General features: G+C 67.2%; 20 protein-coding genes. 13 read left to right on the top strand and 7 right to left on the bottom strand.

Annotation, left to right across the window (positions count from 1 at the left end; all coding sequences use genetic code 11):
• Positions 1–34: 34 nt before the first annotated feature.
• Positions 35–265, bottom strand: coding sequence for an FmdB family zinc ribbon protein (locus tag ACZ5V4_RS07130; protein WP_464317487.1), 231 nt, complete (start codon positions 263–265; stop codon positions 35–37).
• 231 nt (positions 266–496) lie between these two features.
• On the opposite strand from ACZ5V4_RS07130, the gene ACZ5V4_RS07135 reads away from it, so the two are divergent.
• The 9 genes from ACZ5V4_RS07135 (at position 497) to ACZ5V4_RS07175 (ending at position 6,580) form a co-directional block, all read left to right on the top strand.
• On the top strand, positions 497–913 hold the full coding sequence (locus ACZ5V4_RS07135; protein ID WP_464317488.1) for an Hsp20/alpha crystallin family protein: 417 nt from the start codon (positions 497–499) through the stop codon (positions 911–913).
• Positions 914–933: 20 nt separating this feature from the next.
• Entirely contained in the window at positions 934–1,299 is a 366-nt protein-coding gene (locus tag ACZ5V4_RS07140) for an Hsp20/alpha crystallin family protein (RefSeq protein ID WP_464317489.1), read from the top strand.
• 113 nt (positions 1,300–1,412) lie between these two features.
• Positions 1,413–1,865 carry an Hsp20/alpha crystallin family protein gene (locus tag ACZ5V4_RS07145; protein WP_464317490.1) on the top strand — a complete coding sequence of 151 codons (453 nt, stop codon included), beginning with the start codon at positions 1,413–1,415 and terminating at the stop codon, positions 1,863–1,865.
• Between the two features lie 104 nt (positions 1,866–1,969).
• A complete protein-coding gene (locus ACZ5V4_RS07150; protein WP_464317491.1) occupies positions 1,970–2,206 on the top strand; it encodes a hypothetical protein in 237 nt (78 codons plus the stop codon).
• Between the two features lie 115 nt (positions 2,207–2,321).
• Positions 2,322–3,182, top strand: coding sequence for a bifunctional methylenetetrahydrofolate dehydrogenase/methenyltetrahydrofolate cyclohydrolase FolD (gene folD, locus ACZ5V4_RS07155; RefSeq protein WP_464317492.1), 861 nt, complete (start codon positions 2,322–2,324; stop codon positions 3,180–3,182).
• Between the two features lie 43 nt (positions 3,183–3,225).
• Positions 3,226–3,762 (top strand): YbhB/YbcL family Raf kinase inhibitor-like protein, encoded by a 537-nt coding sequence (locus ACZ5V4_RS07160; protein ID WP_464317493.1) that lies wholly within the window; start codon positions 3,226–3,228, stop codon positions 3,760–3,762.
• A gap of 561 nt (positions 3,763–4,323) precedes the next feature.
• Positions 4,324–5,181 carry a hypothetical protein gene (locus tag ACZ5V4_RS07165; protein ID WP_464317494.1) on the top strand — a complete coding sequence of 286 codons (858 nt, stop codon included), beginning with the start codon at positions 4,324–4,326 and terminating at the stop codon, positions 5,179–5,181.
• Between the two features lie 43 nt (positions 5,182–5,224).
• The gene (locus tag ACZ5V4_RS07170) at positions 5,225–6,181 is read left to right on the top strand and encodes an SU10 major capsid protein (RefSeq protein ID WP_464317495.1); all 957 of its coding nucleotides are present in this window, start codon (positions 5,225–5,227) and stop codon (positions 6,179–6,181) included.
• A 54-nt stretch (positions 6,182–6,235) separates the two neighbouring features.
• Positions 6,236–6,580 (top strand): hypothetical protein, encoded by a 345-nt coding sequence (locus ACZ5V4_RS07175; RefSeq protein WP_464317496.1) that lies wholly within the window; start codon positions 6,236–6,238, stop codon positions 6,578–6,580.
• Between the two features lie 507 nt (positions 6,581–7,087).
• Here the strand turns inward: ACZ5V4_RS07175 and ACZ5V4_RS07180 are convergent.
• Both ACZ5V4_RS07180 and ACZ5V4_RS07185 read right to left on the bottom strand, forming a co-directional pair.
• A complete protein-coding gene (locus tag ACZ5V4_RS07180) occupies positions 7,088–7,294 on the bottom strand; it encodes a hypothetical protein (RefSeq protein WP_464317497.1) in 207 nt (68 codons plus the stop codon).
• A 595-nt stretch (positions 7,295–7,889) separates the two neighbouring features.
• Positions 7,890–8,033, bottom strand: coding sequence for a hypothetical protein (locus ACZ5V4_RS07185; protein WP_464317498.1), 144 nt, complete (start codon positions 8,031–8,033; stop codon positions 7,890–7,892).
• A 115-nt stretch (positions 8,034–8,148) separates the two neighbouring features.
• On the opposite strand from ACZ5V4_RS07185, the gene cbiR reads away from it, so the two are divergent.
• The 4 genes from cbiR to ACZ5V4_RS07205 are packed head-to-tail and all read left to right on the top strand — an operon-like array spanning position 8,149 to position 11,462.
• Positions 8,149–8,895, top strand: coding sequence for a cobamide remodeling phosphodiesterase CbiR (cbiR, locus tag ACZ5V4_RS07190; RefSeq protein WP_464317499.1), 747 nt, complete (start codon positions 8,149–8,151; stop codon positions 8,893–8,895).
• Positions 8,892–9,398, top strand: a complete 507-nt coding sequence (locus ACZ5V4_RS07195) for a bifunctional adenosylcobinamide kinase/adenosylcobinamide-phosphate guanylyltransferase (RefSeq protein ID WP_464317500.1) — start codon at positions 8,892–8,894, stop codon at positions 9,396–9,398. Before cbiR ends, ACZ5V4_RS07195 begins: the two co-directional genes overlap by 4 nt.
• A 7-nt stretch (positions 9,399–9,405) precedes the next feature.
• Positions 9,406–10,467 carry a DHH family phosphoesterase gene (locus ACZ5V4_RS07200; RefSeq protein ID WP_464317501.1) on the top strand — a complete coding sequence of 354 codons (1,062 nt, stop codon included), beginning with the start codon at positions 9,406–9,408 and terminating at the stop codon, positions 10,465–10,467.
• Entirely contained in the window at positions 10,464–11,462 is a 999-nt protein-coding gene (locus tag ACZ5V4_RS07205) for an HD-GYP domain-containing protein (protein WP_464317502.1), read from the top strand. Before ACZ5V4_RS07200 ends, ACZ5V4_RS07205 begins: the two co-directional genes overlap by 4 nt.
• Positions 11,463–11,576: 114 nt before the next feature.
• Here ACZ5V4_RS07205 and ACZ5V4_RS07210 read toward each other — a convergent pair whose 3' ends face one another.
• From ACZ5V4_RS07210 to ACZ5V4_RS07225, 4 genes are all read right to left on the bottom strand, one after another.
• Positions 11,577–12,899 (bottom strand): HD domain-containing phosphohydrolase, encoded by a 1,323-nt coding sequence (locus tag ACZ5V4_RS07210; protein ID WP_464317503.1) that lies wholly within the window; start codon positions 12,897–12,899, stop codon positions 11,577–11,579.
• A 139-nt stretch (positions 12,900–13,038) separates the two neighbouring features.
• On the bottom strand, positions 13,039–14,403 hold the full coding sequence (locus tag ACZ5V4_RS07215) for a protein kinase domain-containing protein (protein WP_464317504.1): 1,365 nt from the start codon (positions 14,401–14,403) through the stop codon (positions 13,039–13,041).
• Positions 14,400–15,140: a metallophosphoesterase family protein gene (locus ACZ5V4_RS07220; protein WP_464317505.1), complete on the bottom strand. Its 741-nt coding sequence runs from the start codon at positions 15,138–15,140 to the stop codon at positions 14,400–14,402. Before ACZ5V4_RS07220 ends, ACZ5V4_RS07215 begins: the two co-directional genes overlap by 4 nt.
• On the bottom strand, positions 15,131–15,514 hold the full coding sequence (locus ACZ5V4_RS07225) for a response regulator (protein WP_464317506.1): 384 nt from the start codon (positions 15,512–15,514) through the stop codon (positions 15,131–15,133). The genes ACZ5V4_RS07220 and ACZ5V4_RS07225 overlap by 10 nt, the downstream gene beginning before the upstream one ends.
• Positions 15,515–15,610: the final 96 nt, after the last annotated feature.

Genomic DNA, 15,610 nt, shown 5'->3' on the forward strand with positions numbered 1-15,610 from the left:
TACGCGCGGCTCACGGCCGCGCCTGGCTCTAGCCTCAACTGAAGCCGCCCGAGCCGCAGCCGCCGCCCAGGTTCGTGGGGAAGGGGCCGGGGGCGAAGCCGCCGCCCGCGGCCTTGTCCTCGGTGCGCCCGCACACGGGCGAGAGGATGCGCGCCACGTCGGCGGACTTGCAGGCCGGGCAGGCTGGGGCCTTTGGATCCGAAGCGGACACGAGCTCCTCGAAGCGGCAGCCGCAGGACCCGCACTGGTATTCGTAAAGGGGCATGGGCATCTCCTTTGTGGTCGTAAGCAACTGGATACCTTAAACAGCCAAAGCCTCCTGTCAAGGTGGCGAGGGGCGCGCCGAGGCCCCGGGCGCGCTCCCGGACCTTGGTTGACTGTGCGAAGGCGCGGCCGTATACGGTTATGGGATCGAATTTTCCCCCGGCCGGGCTTGACCCTTACCGGCCCGTGATTATTGTAAACTTCGCCATCACTCCCAAGGAGGACATACGCCATGGTCATCGATTTCAGTCCGTTTTTCGGGCAGGCCACGCCCCTCGACCGGATCTTCGAGGCCTTCTGGTCCCCCGGCATGTCCATCTCCCAGCGGCCCTACGCCTATCCGCCGGTGAACGTCTCCGAGGACCAGGAGCGAATCGTGGTGCGCTGCGAGCTGCCCGGGCTCGACATCTCGGAGATCGACCTCTCCCTCACCGACTCCTCGCTCGTGCTCAAGGGCGAGCGCAAGGTGGCCAAGGGCAAGTACTACCGGCAGGAGCGCCCCACGGGCGCGTTCCAGCGCGTGATCAACATCCACTCCCTGATCGACCGGGAGAAGGTCACGGCGAAGATGAAGGACGGCCTGCTGGAAGTGGTCATCCCCAAGGCCGAGGCCTCCAGGCCCAAGAAGATCTCCATCGACATCGCCTGATCGCGGAGGAAAGCAAAGCCATGAACGAGATCACCAAGACCGAGGAGAAGGGGCTGCCCCGCGTCAAGCCCGCCACGGACATCGTGGAGACCGAGGAAGGCTTCTTCATCTACATGGACATGCCCGGCGTCTCCAAGGAGGCCCTGGTCATCGACCTCAACGAGGACGAGATCAAGGTGAGCGCCCGCACGGACTACCCCACGCCCGACGGGGAGAAGCTCATCCACGTGGAGTTCGGCAACGGGGAATACTATCGCGGGTTCACCGTGTCGCACATCGTGGACAAGGCGCGCATCAAGGCGTCACTGAAAAACGGCGTGCTGGAACTGCACCTGCCCAAGGCGGAGAGGGCCCAGCCGCGCAAGATCGACATCCAGATGGGCTGACGCGCCAGGGCCTTCAGGAAGGCGCGCGGCAAAGCAAGACTGGCGCGGCGCGGCCGCTGGGCCGGACGGGCTTTCGGCCAGGGCGGGACGCGCCGCACCCGAAGGAGGACACCATGTTCGAACGTTTCTTCCCGGCCCAGCGCGGCGGCGGGCAGCCCGGAAGGGCCGCCGGCCCCTTCGAGGCCATGCAGGCCATGATGCGCGAACCGCTCGGCGGCCTGCCCTGGGCGCAGGGCGAGGCCTTCCCTTCGGTGGACGTGAAGGAGAGCGACGCGGAGGTCACGGTTTGCGCCGAACTGCCCGGGATCGACCCCAAGGACGTGGAGCTGACCCTGGAGAACGGCGTGCTGACCATCAGGGGCCAGAAGCGCGAGGAAAAAGAGGACAAGGAGGGCGAGAACGTGATCTCCCGCGAGATCCGCTACGGCTCCTTCTCCCGCTCCATGGCCCTGCCCGGCGAGGTCAACGCCGAGGAGGCCCGCGCGAGCTTCGACAAGGGCGTGCTGAAGATCACCGTGCCCAAGGCCCCGGGCTCGCGTCCCACGCGCGTGCCCATCGCGGGCTGAAACCGTCCGGGCCGGGGCGATCCCCCGGCCCTTTTTTGCGCCCGCGACCAGGCCGCCGCCAAAGCGTTGGACAACCGCCCCTTGATCGGGCATAGGATGAACCCATGACCAGCACCGGCGTTCCCCCTCCGAGAGACGGCTTCGACGTAGAGGTCACCCGAAACGAAATAGGCTATTTCGCGCGCTGCCGGGGCTTCGAGTCCTGCCAGGGCCTGGGGGAGACGCCCGAGGAGGCCGTGGCCTGCTTCCTGGACGCCCTGGAGCGTTACGCGGGCACCCTGCCGCCCGCCGAGCGCCGCAAGCTCCTCTCCCGCACCGCGCGCACCGTGATGCGCATCTAAAGCGCAGGCGTCCCGCCGGTTTGCATTGCGGGGCGCTTTGCCCTATGGGAGTGCCTGCCGGCACGCCCAGCCCCGCTCCCGGCGTCCGGCGAGACGACCCCTGAGAGGTACCGGAATGCAGATTCTCGACGGAAAGGCCACCGCGCTTTCCATCCGCCAGGAACTCGCCGCCGAAGTCGTGGAACTGGCCAAGTCCATCGGCCGTCCCCCGCACCTCGCCGTGGTCCTCGTCGGCGAGGACCCCGCGTCGCAGATCTACGTGCGCAACAAGGAGAAGGCCTGCGCCGAAGCGGGCATCACCTCCACCGCGCACCGCGTCAGCCCCGACATCACCCAGGCCGAGCTCCAGGCCCTCGTCTGCGGCCTGAACAACGACCCCGATATCGACGGAATCCTCGTGCAGGCCCCCCTGCCGCGCCACCTGGACCTCCTGGCCATCCAGGCGCGCATCGAGCCCGAAAAGGACGTGGACGGCTTCCACCCCATGAACGTGGGCAAGCTGGTCATCGGCCTGCCCTGCCTGGAGCCCTGCACGCCCGCCGGCGTCATGCGCATCCTCAAGCACTACGGCATCTCCTGCGCGGGCAAGAAGGCCGTGGTCATCGGGCGCTCCAACATCGTGGGCAAGCCCATGGCCGTGATGCTCGCCAGGGCCGAGCCCATGGCCAACGCCACCGTGACCATCTGCCACTCGCGCACCCCGGACCTGCCCGGCGAATGCCGGAGCGCGGACATCCTGGTGGCCGCCATCGGCAAGCCGAAGTTCGTCACCAGGGACATGGTCAAGCCCGGGGCCGTGGTCATCGACGTGGGCATCAACCGCACCGACGAAGGCCTTTGCGGCGACGTGGACTTTGAAAACGTCAAGGACGTGGCCTCGGCCATCACGCCCGTGCCCGGCGGCATCGGCCCCATGACCATCGCCATGCTCCTGTCCAACACGGTCCAGGCCTACAAATGGCGCTGGGAGGCGTAGGGGGCGGCCTTTCCCCACGGGCACCCGCAACATGGAGGCGCGCGTGAACTTCGCGGCACGGCTGGTTCTCATGGCTCTCCTGGCCCTCGCGGGAATGCCCGCGCACGCCCGGGCGCAGGCCCTCGCGGTCACCAGCCCCGCCTTCAAGGACCAGGACCGCATGCCGCGCACGGCCGGATGCGAGGGCGGCGAGCACTCGCCGCCGCTGGTGGTCTCCGGGGTGCCCTCGGAAGCCAGGACGCTCGCGCTGATCATGACCGAGCTCGACTCGCCCAAGGGCGGGGCAGCCCTGTGGATGGCCTGCGACATCCCTGCCGCGCCCGGCGTGACCATCGCCGAGAACCAGCCCAAGGCCCGGCAGATGAAGAACGGCGGCGTGCAGTTGGCGGGCCCCAACGGCAGGACCGGCTACACCGGGCCGTGCCCGCCTTCGGGAGTCACCAGACGCTACGCCATCGAGGTGTTCGCCCTGGACACGGCACTGAACCTGCCCGAGGCCGCGACCAAGCAGGAGTTCCTGCTGGCCGTGGAGGGCCACATCCTGGCCATGGGCAAGATCACGGGGAAATTCAAGAAGTGACGCAAGGCCCGAGCTTGAGGCCCGGGAGCATTCAGCAACGTGGAGCGGCCGCATTCGTGCGGCCGTTTTTTTTTGCCGTTTGCCCACATAAGGATATGCGGAGTGGGCCTGGAACGCGGCAGGGTATGAGCGGCCGGGGGTGGCCCCCTTGGCCTTACCCGGCACCCGAGGGCTGCGTCCGGGAGAGGATCTGGACAGAATCAACGGCGACGCGCCGTCTTTGCCCTAACAACAAGCCTGCCGCTGGCCAAACAGCGGCAGGCTTAAAAACACCATCACCATTTTATCCCCACTGCCGACATGAAGCATAAGGCCAAGGAGTAGCAAATCATTGCCTTGTACCACTCAATCACCACGGGCTTGACCATCATCCTGTGCTTCATCGCCACTCCGCCCCGCTTCCTCTCCCCCTTTTTCCCGCTTCTCGACTCCTCGATTCCCTCCGCGCGACCAAATAGCCCCATGCCCCTATGTGGGATGAAATAAAAATCCGCCCGCATACAATCCGGACCACCTTGGCGCTGCCGCGCCGGGCACAATCCACCTCAAGGAGGACCCCGAATGTACCACCCCAACCAGACAGGCCCCGCAGGACCGGCCGCCATGGGAGCGCCGGACGAGCTGGCCCTGAAGCGAAGGCGCTACGAGCAGGCCATGGGCCTCGCCAACGACGGGTTTCAGCCCGGCGGCCAGGGCTTCATGCCCGGCCAGCACCAGGCCCCTGGCGCGCCCCCCGGCCCCGTGCCCGGCTCCGGCGGTGCGCCCCTTCCTTTCCAGGCGGTCGTGGCGCAGCTCCGGGCGCGCCCGGGCATGATGGAGCACCTGGAGGGCATCGACCTGGACGGCGACGGCATCCCGGACATCCCGCCCGGGCCCGGCCCGCGGGACCCCATGGCCGCCGCGCACTGGGAGGCCATGCTGCGTGACCGCCAGCGCCTGATCCAGGCCGCGCGCCTGCGTGGCGCCCGGCGCAAGGAGGCCAACAACCAGGTGCTCTTGGCCACGTTGGAGGTCGGCGACCCCATGTTCGCCATGGTCGCAGACAGGCTGGCCCAGTATATAAATTCTCTGCCGCCAAAGATACGTCAAGCCTATGCCCAGGCGGTGGAGCGCACGCCCGGCGCGTTCCTTGAACTCTACACGTATCTCCGCGAGGGGCTCTCGGCGCTCATGCGCGCGCAGGGCGCCGCCGCCTCCGGCCCGGAAGCCGAAGGCGGCGGTGAGGACCCGCGCCAGCGCATCCGCCGCGCCGTGTCCGGGCGGATGAGCGCCCCGGTGCTGGAGTCGGCCGGGGTCATGGACGACCTCCCGGCCGGGGGCGGGCGCGCGGCCGAGCGCGCGGCCCTGGTCAAGCGCGTGCGCTCGGGCGGGGCCCGCGAGGGCGACCTGCTGCGCTACCTGGAGCTCTGCGGGGTCTAGCCCCCGCGTCACCCCTTAACCACTGAAAGGAGGAACAACCTCAATGGCCGACGCCCTCACGTCCTACTATTCCAACTCCGGGGCCGGAGTGCGCGAGATGAAGGACACCATCTTCGAGGACCTGGAGAACGTGATCCAGACCATCACGCCCCACAAGACCCCCTTCATCTCCTCCATCAAGACCCTGCGGGCCAAGAACGTCCTGCACGAGTGGCTGGAGGACGAACTGAAGACCCCCACGGGGAACAACAAGGCCATCGAAGGCGCGGACGCCGTGGCCACCCCCCGCGTGGCCCCGGCGCGCCTGTCCAACTACTGCCAGATCCTGGAGGACACCTTCAAGATTTCCGGCACCCTGGACGCCGTAACCCCGGTGGGCCGCGAACGCCTGCGCCGCTACGAGGCCGACAAGAGCCTCAAGTACTTAAACACCGAGCTGGAATACGCCGCCCTGAACAACGCCTCGGCCAGCGCGGGGGACGCGGGCGCGGCCCGGCAGATGAAGGGCCTGGAAGGCTTCGTGGCCACCAACGACGCCTCCTTCGAGGACTACGGCCCGGGCAACGACTTCACCGAGGCCAAGCTCCTGGAGATGTCCCAGGCCTGCTACGAGGCCGGGGGCGACCCGGGCGTGATCCTGGTCGGCCCGGTGCAGGCGCGCAAGGTGGCCAACTGGAACCAGGCCGGGCGCATCACCGTGAACACCAACGCCTCGGAGCAGACCCTGGTCATGGCCGTGATGGTCCTGGAGACCCCGTTCGGGCGCATGAAGGTGACCATCGACCGCTACCTGGCCAAGGACGAGGACGAGGGCGTCAAGTACGATCGCGTCTACGTCTACGACCCGGACCGCTGCTCCATGGCCTTCCTGCGGCCCTTCAAGTGCGTGGAGCTGGCCCAGTCCGGCGACTCGGTGAAGTGCCAGTCCATCGTGGAGGCCACGTTCGTGATGCACAACGAGAAGTCCGCGGCCAAGTGCGGCAAGTGCGCCACGGACTAGCGCGCGTTCAACCGGGGCGGGCCGGGAGGCCCGCCCCTTTCTTCGGGGTAACCGATGATAGGGCACCGCATATCGTTCACGGAAGAGGAACTCAAGGCCGAGGCCACCCAGGACAATCTGGCCATCCTGGCGCTGAACAAGTTCCTGCGCTCCCTGCCCCGCGACCAGCGGGGGTTCTTCAAGGACTGCCGCGTGGCGGCCGTGATCCCGGTGTACATGCCGCGCGGGGACTTCGCGCCCGACGTGCACGCCATGAACATGGACCGCGACCAGCTGGACTGGCTCCTGAAGGCGCGCCCCGAGTTCAAGGCCTGCGACGACACGGCCAACAACACCCTGGCCACGGGAGCCAGGATCATCTCGACCGGAGCGGCCGGGGCCGCGTCCGGTTTGAGCTGAAGGAGGAGCAAATGAGCGAACGCACAGGCGACACCACGCATCCCGAGTATCGCTGGACCGACGACGAACCCGGGCACACGCGCGGCGGCAATGCGGAGAAGGCAGCGGAGCGGGCACGCCCTCGCCGGGCCTGCTGGGCAGATGGGACAGGGACGAGCACCGGGAATGGTGGGATGGCCAAAGGCTGAGGCCACAGGAGCCGGGATTGATCGAACCGTTTTTCGATCCGGCCTCCATACTCATTGGGGGCTTTACGGCAAGCGGGAACATTGCTGCTCGAGTCGGGGCAGCTGTGTCCAAGGCCGGCAGAAACCTCGCAATCGACAGCGTGATAGACTGGCATGACCAACGAACCAAGTGATCGCTGATCCCGGAGCCAACCTGGCGGCACGCTCAGGCTGCCAAGCACCGAATCTCCAGGTTGCATTCGTAGAAGCGGCATGGCAACAAGAGAATTGATTTCGCTCGGGCGTATCATCCGAGCGAAATCAGTTTCAGTTTTCGCGCTCACGCCCCGATCACGCGGGCAAAAGCGGCAGAGATTCGCAAGACGCCGCCACGCACAACTTCACGGAGCAGTCCATGTCTTTCAAAAGGAAACGCTCGACGACGGAATACCTCATATTGAACATCATCGCCGGAATCGTCTTCACCATACTCTACAGGGTTTTCTCCTGGGTTCTCGACAAATGAGCTGTTGTTGGCTGCATTCATCGTTAAAACGCATCCCGCGTTGCCTTCTCAGTACGTTTGTCACTTTGAACCTGATAGCCTGCGCCGTTTTCACGGCGCCCTATCATTTCTTCGGCTGGATATTCGATAAAAACTAGGCCGCCTTGGCGAGCAGCCGGTCTTCGTGAACAACAGCCGCCACGGGCGACGCCGGGGATCGCATGTCGTCCAGGAAGAAAACATCGGCCATGGCCTATCTGATCATCAACATCATCGTGATCACCGTCCTCAGCATACTCTACCGTTTTTTCGGTAACATGCTCGACTGATCCCAGCGTCGCTCCCGACCCACCCAAAAGGGCCTGCCATGCCGGACAACGAGAAAAACTCAAACAAGATACATCTGATCCTCAACATTGCCATGGACTGCATCCTGAGCATTCTCTACCGGTTTTTAGGCTGGATTCTCGACAAGCACTAGCCCCCCCGATTCCGGCACGCGCCTCCTCCCCTCCGTCAGCCCAAGTCGTCGCGGCCAAATCCGCGCCGCCAAACGCGAACGCATGGCGACTCGCCACCCATCGACAGCGGGCGCGAAAGCGGGCAGAAAAAAGGGCGAAGGAAAAAGGCGCGGGCCTTACGGCAGCAGGCGGAAGACGAAGCGTTCGTACACTCGGCACATCCTGCGGGCCATGGGCATGGGCAGCCCAATGTCCTTCAGGCGGCAATAAACGTGCAGCGGATTGAAGACGTGGTGAAAGGCGTTTCGAAAGCGGCTCACGAGCTTGTCCCCCCCGGGAAATGCGCTTTCGCCCGGGGCGCGGCAAAGCCTGCGCGGCCCGACACCCCGGACGGCTTCCGACTAGCAAATGTAACTTTCGCATGCAAGTGAACAAATGCACAAGCAGACGTTTACATGGCCTCTTGCGGCCACCAGCTGGCTCTGGCCAAAGACCCTGAAAAAAAATCTGCAAAAGATAGCGGCCTGGGACCTGCCCATCAAGCAGGCCGCCCTGCTCTTCTACCGCCACGCGGAGTCCCTGGCCTACGATCCGGGCGAATTCGAGGCCCGGCCCGGGCTCGCAACCCACGCGCACCTGCCCTTGGACCTGCCCTGGCCCAAGGGCGCGGCCCACTGCTGGGACATCCTGCGAAGGCTCATGGACCTGGCCTCGCCACTGGCCCCCTGGGGCGGCGTGCTGCACCCGCCCGCCGACCCGCGCGTCCTGGAGGACCTGGCCAGGCTCTGGCGCGGCGACGCCCCGGGCTGGCGGCTCCTGGTGGAGAACGTCCCTGGCCGGGACCTGCGCGACCACTGGCCCGTGATCGAGGCCCTGGACCTGCCCGTGTGCCTGGACGTGGGGCACCTGATGGCCTTTAGCCAGCACTGGCTCCTGGACGCGCCCGGGTTCTTCGCCCGGGTGGAGCTGGTGCACTGCTACGCCCCGGGCATCGTGGTGGACGACCACGAGCACCTGCCGCTCACGCAGCTCTCGCCCGGGCAACGCGCGACGCTGAAACGCGTCATGGAGTCCGTCGGCCCCGAAACCCCCGTGCTTTTCGAGGTTTTCGCCGAATCGGACTTGCGCGAAAGCCTGAAAGCATTTTACGAATTATCCCGCAACTGGAGGCTCCCGGAATGATCACCCTGGTCCTCGGGGGCGAGAAATCCGGCAAGTCCGACCTGGCCTGGGAGCTCTTTCGCCAGGCCCCGGGCGAGGGCGTGGTCCTGGCCATGGGGTTGGCCAGGGACGCCTCCTTCAGGCGGCAGATCCTCGACCACCGCCTGAAGCGGGACCCGGCCGTGCCCGTGGCCGAACCGGGCGCGGACCTGCCCGAGGCCCTGGGCGAGGCCTTCGCCGCAGGGCGCAACGTGCTGGTGGACAGCCTGGACTTCTGGCTCTTCACCTGCATGGAAGAGGGCCTGGACCGCACCGGGGACCTTGCCGCGAGCCTCGCGCCCTTCGGCGGGCCGGATTCGCCCAGGGTGGTGCTGGTCAGCTGCGAGGTGGGGCTCGGCCCGGTGGCGGCCACCAGCCTGGCCAGGCGTTTCGCCAGGGCCATGGGCGCGCTCAACCAGCGCGCGGCCTCGCTGGCCGGCGACGTGCGCCTGGTGGTGGCCGGGCTGCCCATAACGCTCAAGTGAGGGGACAATGGCCTTATTTCGGGTGCTCACCGAGAAGCTGGAGAACCTCACCCGGCTCATCGTCCCGCACGAGCGCTGGCTGATCGTCATCAGCGCGGACCCCGACGCCCTGGGCTCGTCAATGGCCCTGCGCCAGATCATCCGCTCGCGCGGGGGCCTGGCCGACATCGCCCACACCAACGACATCTCCCGGCCGGACAACCTGGCCATGATCCGCACCCTGCGCATCCCGCTCATCCGCGTGACGCCGGAGCTCACGGGCTGCTGCCAGCGCTTCGCCATGGTGGATTCCCAGCCGCACCACAGCACGGACTTCCCGGCCGTGCGCTACAGCGTGATCCTGGACCACCACCCCGTGGACCCGGCCCAGCCCCCGCAGGCCGACTACCTGGACGTGCCCACGGGCTACGGTGCGTGCTCGAGCCTGTTGACCGAGTACCTCTACAACCTGGGGATCAAGCCCGGGAAGTTCCTGGCCACGGCCCTGCTCTACGGCATCAAGACCGACACTGGCTCCTTCGAGCGCCACTTCTTCGACGTGGACGTGAAGGCCTTCAGCTACCTGACCAAGTTCGCGGACAAGATGCTCCTGCGGCGCATCGCCCACGCGGACTTCCACCGCAAATGGCTGAAATATTTCTCCAAGGCCTTCTCGCGCATGCGCCCCGTGGGCCGCGAGGGGCTTCTGGCCTACGTGGGCAAGGTGGAGAATCCGGACGTGCTGGTGATCCTGGCGGACTTCTTCCTGCGCGTGCACGGGCTTTCCTGGAACTGCATCGCCGGGGTCTACGGCGGCAGGCTCATCGCGGTGATGCGCTCGGACGGGCTCCGGCGCGACATCGGCAAAAAGGCCCAGGCCTGGTTCGCGCCCTTCGGCTGCGCGGGCGGGCACAAGATGGCCGCCAGGGCGGAGATCGAACTCTCCAAGCTCGGCGGCTACGACCCGGAGAGATTCCTGCTCAAGCGCCTGACCGGGCAGAAGTTCCAGCTGAGCGCCCCCCCGGCGGCCGGGGAGGCCTGCCCCGTGAACGGCCCGGCCCAACCCGGCCGGGAGGGGGAAGAGCAGTGAACGCCCCCCAGTCGCCTGTGGCGGGAAAGGTCTCCCAGCGTTCGGAGGACTACTTCCCCATCCACCCCACGACCATCCTGCCGGGCACGGCCGGGCAGTTCGACCTCTACCTCCAGCGCGGCCCCGGGTTCGTGCTCTACGCCAAGAAGGGCGAGAGCTTCGTCATCGAGCCCAAGCTCAAGGACCTGCTGGACGTGACCGAGTTCTACATCCGCAAGGACCAGCGCTTCGACTACGAGAGCTACCTGGCCAAGAACCTGGGGGGGATGCTCTTAAACGACAAGCTGCCCATAGAGGAGCGCTCCAAGCTCTTCTACCAGATCTCCTCGGGCATGCTCAAACAGAGCTTCGCCAGCAAGCTGCCGCGCGGCCTGGACGAGAAGACCTACCAGGCCATGCAGACCCTGGTGAAGCGCGGCATCGCGCTGCTCTCCAAGGAGGAGTCGCTGAAGAGCCTCTCGGAGTTCCTCTCGCACAAGTACCACGCCTACAGCCACTCGCTGAACGTGATGGTGCTGACCATCTCCGTGCTCCAGAGCCTCCAGGGCATGGACCAGACCACGCTCTTCGAGGCGGGCCTCGGCGCGGCCCTGCACGACATCGGCAAGACCCAGATCCCGGACGCCATCGTGAACAAGGGCGGCCCGCTCAACCAGGCCGAGTGGGAGGTCATGAAGACCCACCCGGTGCGCGCCCTGGGCATCTGCGCCACCATGCCCATCAGCCACGTGGCCACCAACGCCATCCTCTTCCACCACGAGCGCTTCGATGGCGCGGGCTACCCCGGCGGCATCGCGGGCGAAGCCATCCCGGTCTACGCCCGGGTGCTGGCCCTGTGCGACGTCTACGACGCGCTCACCTCGGACAGGCCCTACGCCAAGGCGCTCACTCCCTACAAGGCGCTCTCCATAATGCGCGAGGACATGAAGGGCGCGTTCGACCCCGTCTTGTACAAGCGCCTAGTGTTCGTGCTGGGTAACGCCCGGATCATCTGAAGAAGCAGCTCGTGTCGCGCCCTTGAAGGACATGAACATGTTCTTCAAGGATAAAAATAATCATTTCAAATCATTATCCACAAAATGAATGCGCATTCATTTCGTGGACGCCCACTAGCCCCGGAGCGCGCAGACCAGCCTGCCGCCCTGGATCGCCAGCGCTCCGCCTTCGAAGACCTTCTTCACCGCCCGGCAGACCTCCGCGTCGTAGAGCACGCCGGCGTTGGACGCTATCTCGCAGAGCGCGGCATCGAGCCCGAGCGCCGCGCGGTAGGGCCTGTGGGAGCTCATGGCCTCCAGCACGTCGGCCACGGCCAGTATCCTGGCCTCGATGCACACGTCCGCGCCCTTGAGCCCGAGCGGGTAGCCCGAGCCGTCCATGCGCTCGTGGTGCTGGAGGATGGTCTGCTTCACGGGCCACTGGAAGGGGATGTTTTTTACGATCTCGAAGCCCGCCTCAGGGTGCTTGCGCATGAGCGCCATCTCCTCCTCGGAGAGCTTGGCGGGCTTGGCCAGGATGGCCATGGGGATGCAGACCTTGCCGATGTCGTGCAGAAGCCCGGCGATGCGGATGCCCTCCATGCGGTCGTGGGAGAGGTTCATCTCGTCGGCCACCAGGCAGCCCAGGGTGGAGACGGTGCGCTGGTGCCCGGCCGTGTAGAGGTCGCGCTTCTCGTGGGCCGTGGAGAGCGACTCCACGGTCTCGTGCATCAGGTTCTGGAGTTGGCGGTGGCTGGCCAGGAGCTGCTCCTCGGCCTGGCGGCGCGAGGAGATGTCCCGGGCGATGATGGTCACGCCCGCCACCGCGTCCGCGCGCCTCAGCGGGGAGAGGGTCATGGACACGGGGAAGACGTGCCCGTCCTCGTGGCAGTTGATGGTCTCGAAGCGGGAGAAGGATTCTCCCGCGCAGGCCCGGCGGAAGAGTTCCTCGGCCTCGGCGGCCGTGGAGTCCGGAAAGATCTTCATCACGGACGTGTGCATGATGGCCGGGGCGCAGTAGCCGTAGATCTTCTCGGCCCCGGGGTTCCAGGAGAGCACCTTGCGGTCCGGCGAGACGCTCAGGATGGCGTCGTCGGTGCTGTCCACGATGGAGGCGAGCCTGCTCATCTCCTCCAGCTGCTTGCGGCGGTCGGTGATGTCCGTGAACAGGGCCAGGGCGTAGTCCCTGCCGCAAAAGGCCAGCCGGGAGAGGCGCACCCTGAAGGTCTTCACCCCGCTGCCCGAGACGGCGATGTTCTTCTCCACCGTGCCGCGCCTGGCCCCCTCGGTCCAGAAACGGCGCAGGTCATGGCCCAGGGCGGAAAGGACGCACCCGTCCAGGCCCTGGTCCACGAAGGCGCTCTCGAACGCCTCGTTGGCGCTTTCGCGCATGGTCCCATCGTGCAGGAGCACCGCAGGCAGCGGAAGCTCCCTGAAGACCTCAGCGTACTTGTCCACGCACGCCTCCCGCGCTGCAAGGCCCCCCCGCCCGACAAACAAGGAATGCGATCAAATAGAGTTTCATGCTGATATGTCGAACGTATACGCCTGTCAATCAGCCGTAGGCCCCGCGCGCGGCCGGTCCGGAAAATCCGGATCAGGCGGGGCCTGGCAGGGTGAGCACGGCCCGCACGCTGCGGCGGCAGGTCATGTCCGCCCAGGAGAAGGCCCCCTGCTCCACGTCCGCGAACCAGGCCTGGGTGAAGGCCCGCCGGTCCGCGCTCCAGAGCAGGCGCTGCCCGGGGTCGAACACGGAGGGCGCGCAGTGCCCGGTGAACTGGGGCGGCGGCGAGAGCACGCAGCCCAGTTCGTCCACGGTGGGCAGCCGCCAGCCCGAAAGCCCGGCGAAGCGCGTGGCGTGCAGCCAGGCCACGTACTCGTGGGCCTCCCACCACGTCAGCGGATACCGGCTGCCCCCGGCTTGCCAGCAGAGCCCGGCGGCGCGGTCCTCCACCACCGCCCCCGAAACCGCGAGCGCGGGCTCGCGGTAGCAGCGGGGCCTGTACAGGGCGTCCAGGCCGAGAAACTCCCGCGAGGACTTCACCGGGGACTTCACCGGCCAGGGCCTGGGCCGGGCGGGCGCTGCCGGGCACGGCGGCGCCGGGCCGTCCTCTTCCTCCAGGGAGCAGGCCCGCTCCAGCCTGCGCCTCCAGTCGGCCAGGAGCACGCGCAGTTCGGCGGCCATGGCGTCCGCGTCGCGGTGCCTTGCCCGGGGGTCCGGGTCGAGCGCGCGCAGGAAGAAGTCGTCCCAGGCCCCGTCCAGGTCCCTGGAGAAGGCGCTCGGGAGCGCCTGGCCCGCAAGCGGCCAGGGCGGGACCGCGCCCGAGAGCATGCGGTAGAAGCACACGCCCGCGGAGTAGAGGTCCGCGCGCGGCCCGGCCGAGTCCGGGTCGCTCTCCTGCTCCGGGGCCGCGTAGCCGGGCGTGCCCACCTTGAGCCCGGGGACCATGGCCATGAATCCGCCGCGCACCTTGGAGAGGCCGAAATCGGTGATTTTTATCTGGTCTTCGTCGGTCAGAAGCAGGTTGAAGGGCTTGATGTCGCGGTGCACGATGCCCGCGAAGTGCAGCCTGGAGAGGCCCGAGAGGATCTGGAGGGCGTAGCTCGCGGCCCTGGGCAGGGGCAGGGGCCTGGTGGGGGCCTCCACGCGCGCGGTTTCGCCGATCACCTGGCCCAGGTCCCGGCAGAAATATTCCATCACGAAGTAGGGCCGCCTGCCCGCCCGGCCGAAGTCCCAGACGGCGGCCACGTGGGGGTGGCTCAGCCCCCCCAGGGCGTGGGCCTCGGCCATGAAGCGCCGCTCGATCTCCTCGCGGCCCAGGAGCGTCTTGAGCAAGGGGTTGGGCGAGAGGAGCTTGAGCGCCACGATCTTGCCCGTGACGGGCATGGCCACCTTGTACACCGCGCCCATGCCGCCGCGCCCCAAAAGGCCCAGCACCTCGTAGCGCCCGACCTTCTTCACGGCGCGATCCCGCCCAGGCGCTCGGCAAAGACGGCGGGCTGGCCCGAAGCGAGTATCTTCCGGGCGGCGGCCGCGTTGTCGTAGGCCACGTGGCGCACGGTGAGCACGCGCGAACCCGTGTCGTAGACGCAGTACTTGGCCTTGGGGTTGCCGTCGCGCGGCTGGCCCACGGCCCCGGCATTGACCAGGTGCCGGGCGTCCCGGGGCAGGACCGTGCCGCCCTCGGGCAGCTTGGAGCCCATGAGCGCGCCGTCCTTCACGGCAACCAGGCGCAACTGGTGCGTGTGGCCCACGAAGGCCACGTCCTCGGGCAGGGCGTTCATGGCCTGGACCACGCGTTCGGCCGAGGCCTGGAAGAGGTAGGTGTCCACCTCGTCGGGCGGCAGCCCGTGCACGAAGCGGCAGCCATGCAGGGAAAGGAATTTCGGCAGCCCGGCGATCCAGGCCAGGTTGTCCGGCGAGAGCCTGTCGGCCGCCCAGCGCACTGCCTCCCAGGCCTGGGGGTTGAAGCGCTTGCGCGTGCGCGGCTGCGTGGCGCCCATCTCGTGGTTGCCCATGACCGAGGTGAAGCCCTGGCTCCTGGCCAGGCAGACCACGGCGTCCGGGTCGGCCCCGTAGCCGATCAGGTCGCCCAGGCAGACCACGGGGCAGCCCGGCGCGACCCGGGCCGCGTCTTCCAGCACGGCCTCGAGCGCCTCCAGGTTCGCGTGGATGTCGGAGAGGACCGTCAGGCGCATCCCTGGGCTCCGGCCAGGGCTTTCTCGATGCAGGAGGCCAGTTCGCGGGAATCCACCGGCTTGGAGACGAATCCGCCGCAGCCCAGAAGCACGGCGCGGTCCATGGTGGAGGAGTCGTTGCAGGCGGAGACGAAGACCACGGGCACGGGCCTGTCCAGGCGGATCTGCCTGGCGGCCTCGATGCCGTCCATGTCCCCGTCGAGGATGATGTCCATGAGCACGATGTCGGGAGTGAGCTCCCCGGCCATCCTGACCGCGTCGCCCCCGGTGTGGGCCATGCCCAGCACGCGATAGCCCAGCCGGACGAGCTTGCTGCGCAGATCCAGGGCTATGATGCGTTCGTCCTCCACGACGAGGATGCCCGCTGCCTCCATCCCATCCTCCGACCGGGTCTTCTATACTGCGGAACCGGACGGAGCGAAGCTACCCCCATCATCCGGCATGGGCAACAAAAAAGGCCGGTCTCCCGG

Source organism: Fundidesulfovibrio sp. YSD1 (assembly GCF_055397115.1).

What these genes read in the sequence shown, in the direction of transcription:
- ACZ5V4_RS07200 (WP_464317501.1), top strand. Translation starts at nt 9,406, where the DNA reads ATGGCCTTATTTCGGGTGCTCACCGAGAAGCTGGAGAACCTCACCCGG.
- ACZ5V4_RS07135 (WP_464317488.1), top strand. Translation starts at nt 497, where the DNA reads ATGGTCATCGATTTCAGTCCGTTTTTCGGGCAGGCCACGCCCCTCGAC.
- ACZ5V4_RS07140 (WP_464317489.1), top strand. Translation starts at nt 934, where the DNA reads ATGAACGAGATCACCAAGACCGAGGAGAAGGGGCTGCCCCGCGTCAAG.
- ACZ5V4_RS07175 (WP_464317496.1), top strand. Translation starts at nt 6,236, where the DNA reads ATGATAGGGCACCGCATATCGTTCACGGAAGAGGAACTCAAGGCCGAG.
- ACZ5V4_RS07195 (WP_464317500.1), top strand. Translation starts at nt 8,892, where the DNA reads ATGATCACCCTGGTCCTCGGGGGCGAGAAATCCGGCAAGTCCGACCTG.
- ACZ5V4_RS07180 (WP_464317497.1), bottom strand. Translation starts at nt 7,294, where the DNA reads ATGAATGCAGCCAACAACAGCTCATTTGTCGAGAACCCAGGAGAAAAC.
- cbiR (WP_464317499.1), top strand. Translation starts at nt 8,149, where the DNA reads ATGCACAAGCAGACGTTTACATGGCCTCTTGCGGCCACCAGCTGGCTC.
- ACZ5V4_RS07130 (WP_464317487.1), bottom strand. Translation starts at nt 265, where the DNA reads ATGCCCCTTTACGAATACCAGTGCGGGTCCTGCGGCTGCCGCTTCGAG.
- ACZ5V4_RS07220 (WP_464317505.1), bottom strand. Translation starts at nt 15,140, where the DNA reads ATGCGCCTGACGGTCCTCTCCGACATCCACGCGAACCTGGAGGCGCTC.
- ACZ5V4_RS07165 (WP_464317494.1), top strand. Translation starts at nt 4,324, where the DNA reads ATGTACCACCCCAACCAGACAGGCCCCGCAGGACCGGCCGCCATGGGA.
- ACZ5V4_RS07170 (WP_464317495.1), top strand. Translation starts at nt 5,225, where the DNA reads ATGGCCGACGCCCTCACGTCCTACTATTCCAACTCCGGGGCCGGAGTG.
- ACZ5V4_RS07150 (WP_464317491.1), top strand. Translation starts at nt 1,970, where the DNA reads ATGACCAGCACCGGCGTTCCCCCTCCGAGAGACGGCTTCGACGTAGAG.
- ACZ5V4_RS07145 (WP_464317490.1), top strand. Translation starts at nt 1,413, where the DNA reads ATGTTCGAACGTTTCTTCCCGGCCCAGCGCGGCGGCGGGCAGCCCGGA.
- folD (WP_464317492.1), top strand. Translation starts at nt 2,322, where the DNA reads ATGCAGATTCTCGACGGAAAGGCCACCGCGCTTTCCATCCGCCAGGAA.
- ACZ5V4_RS07225 (WP_464317506.1), bottom strand. Translation starts at nt 15,514, where the DNA reads ATGGAGGCAGCGGGCATCCTCGTCGTGGAGGACGAACGCATCATAGCC.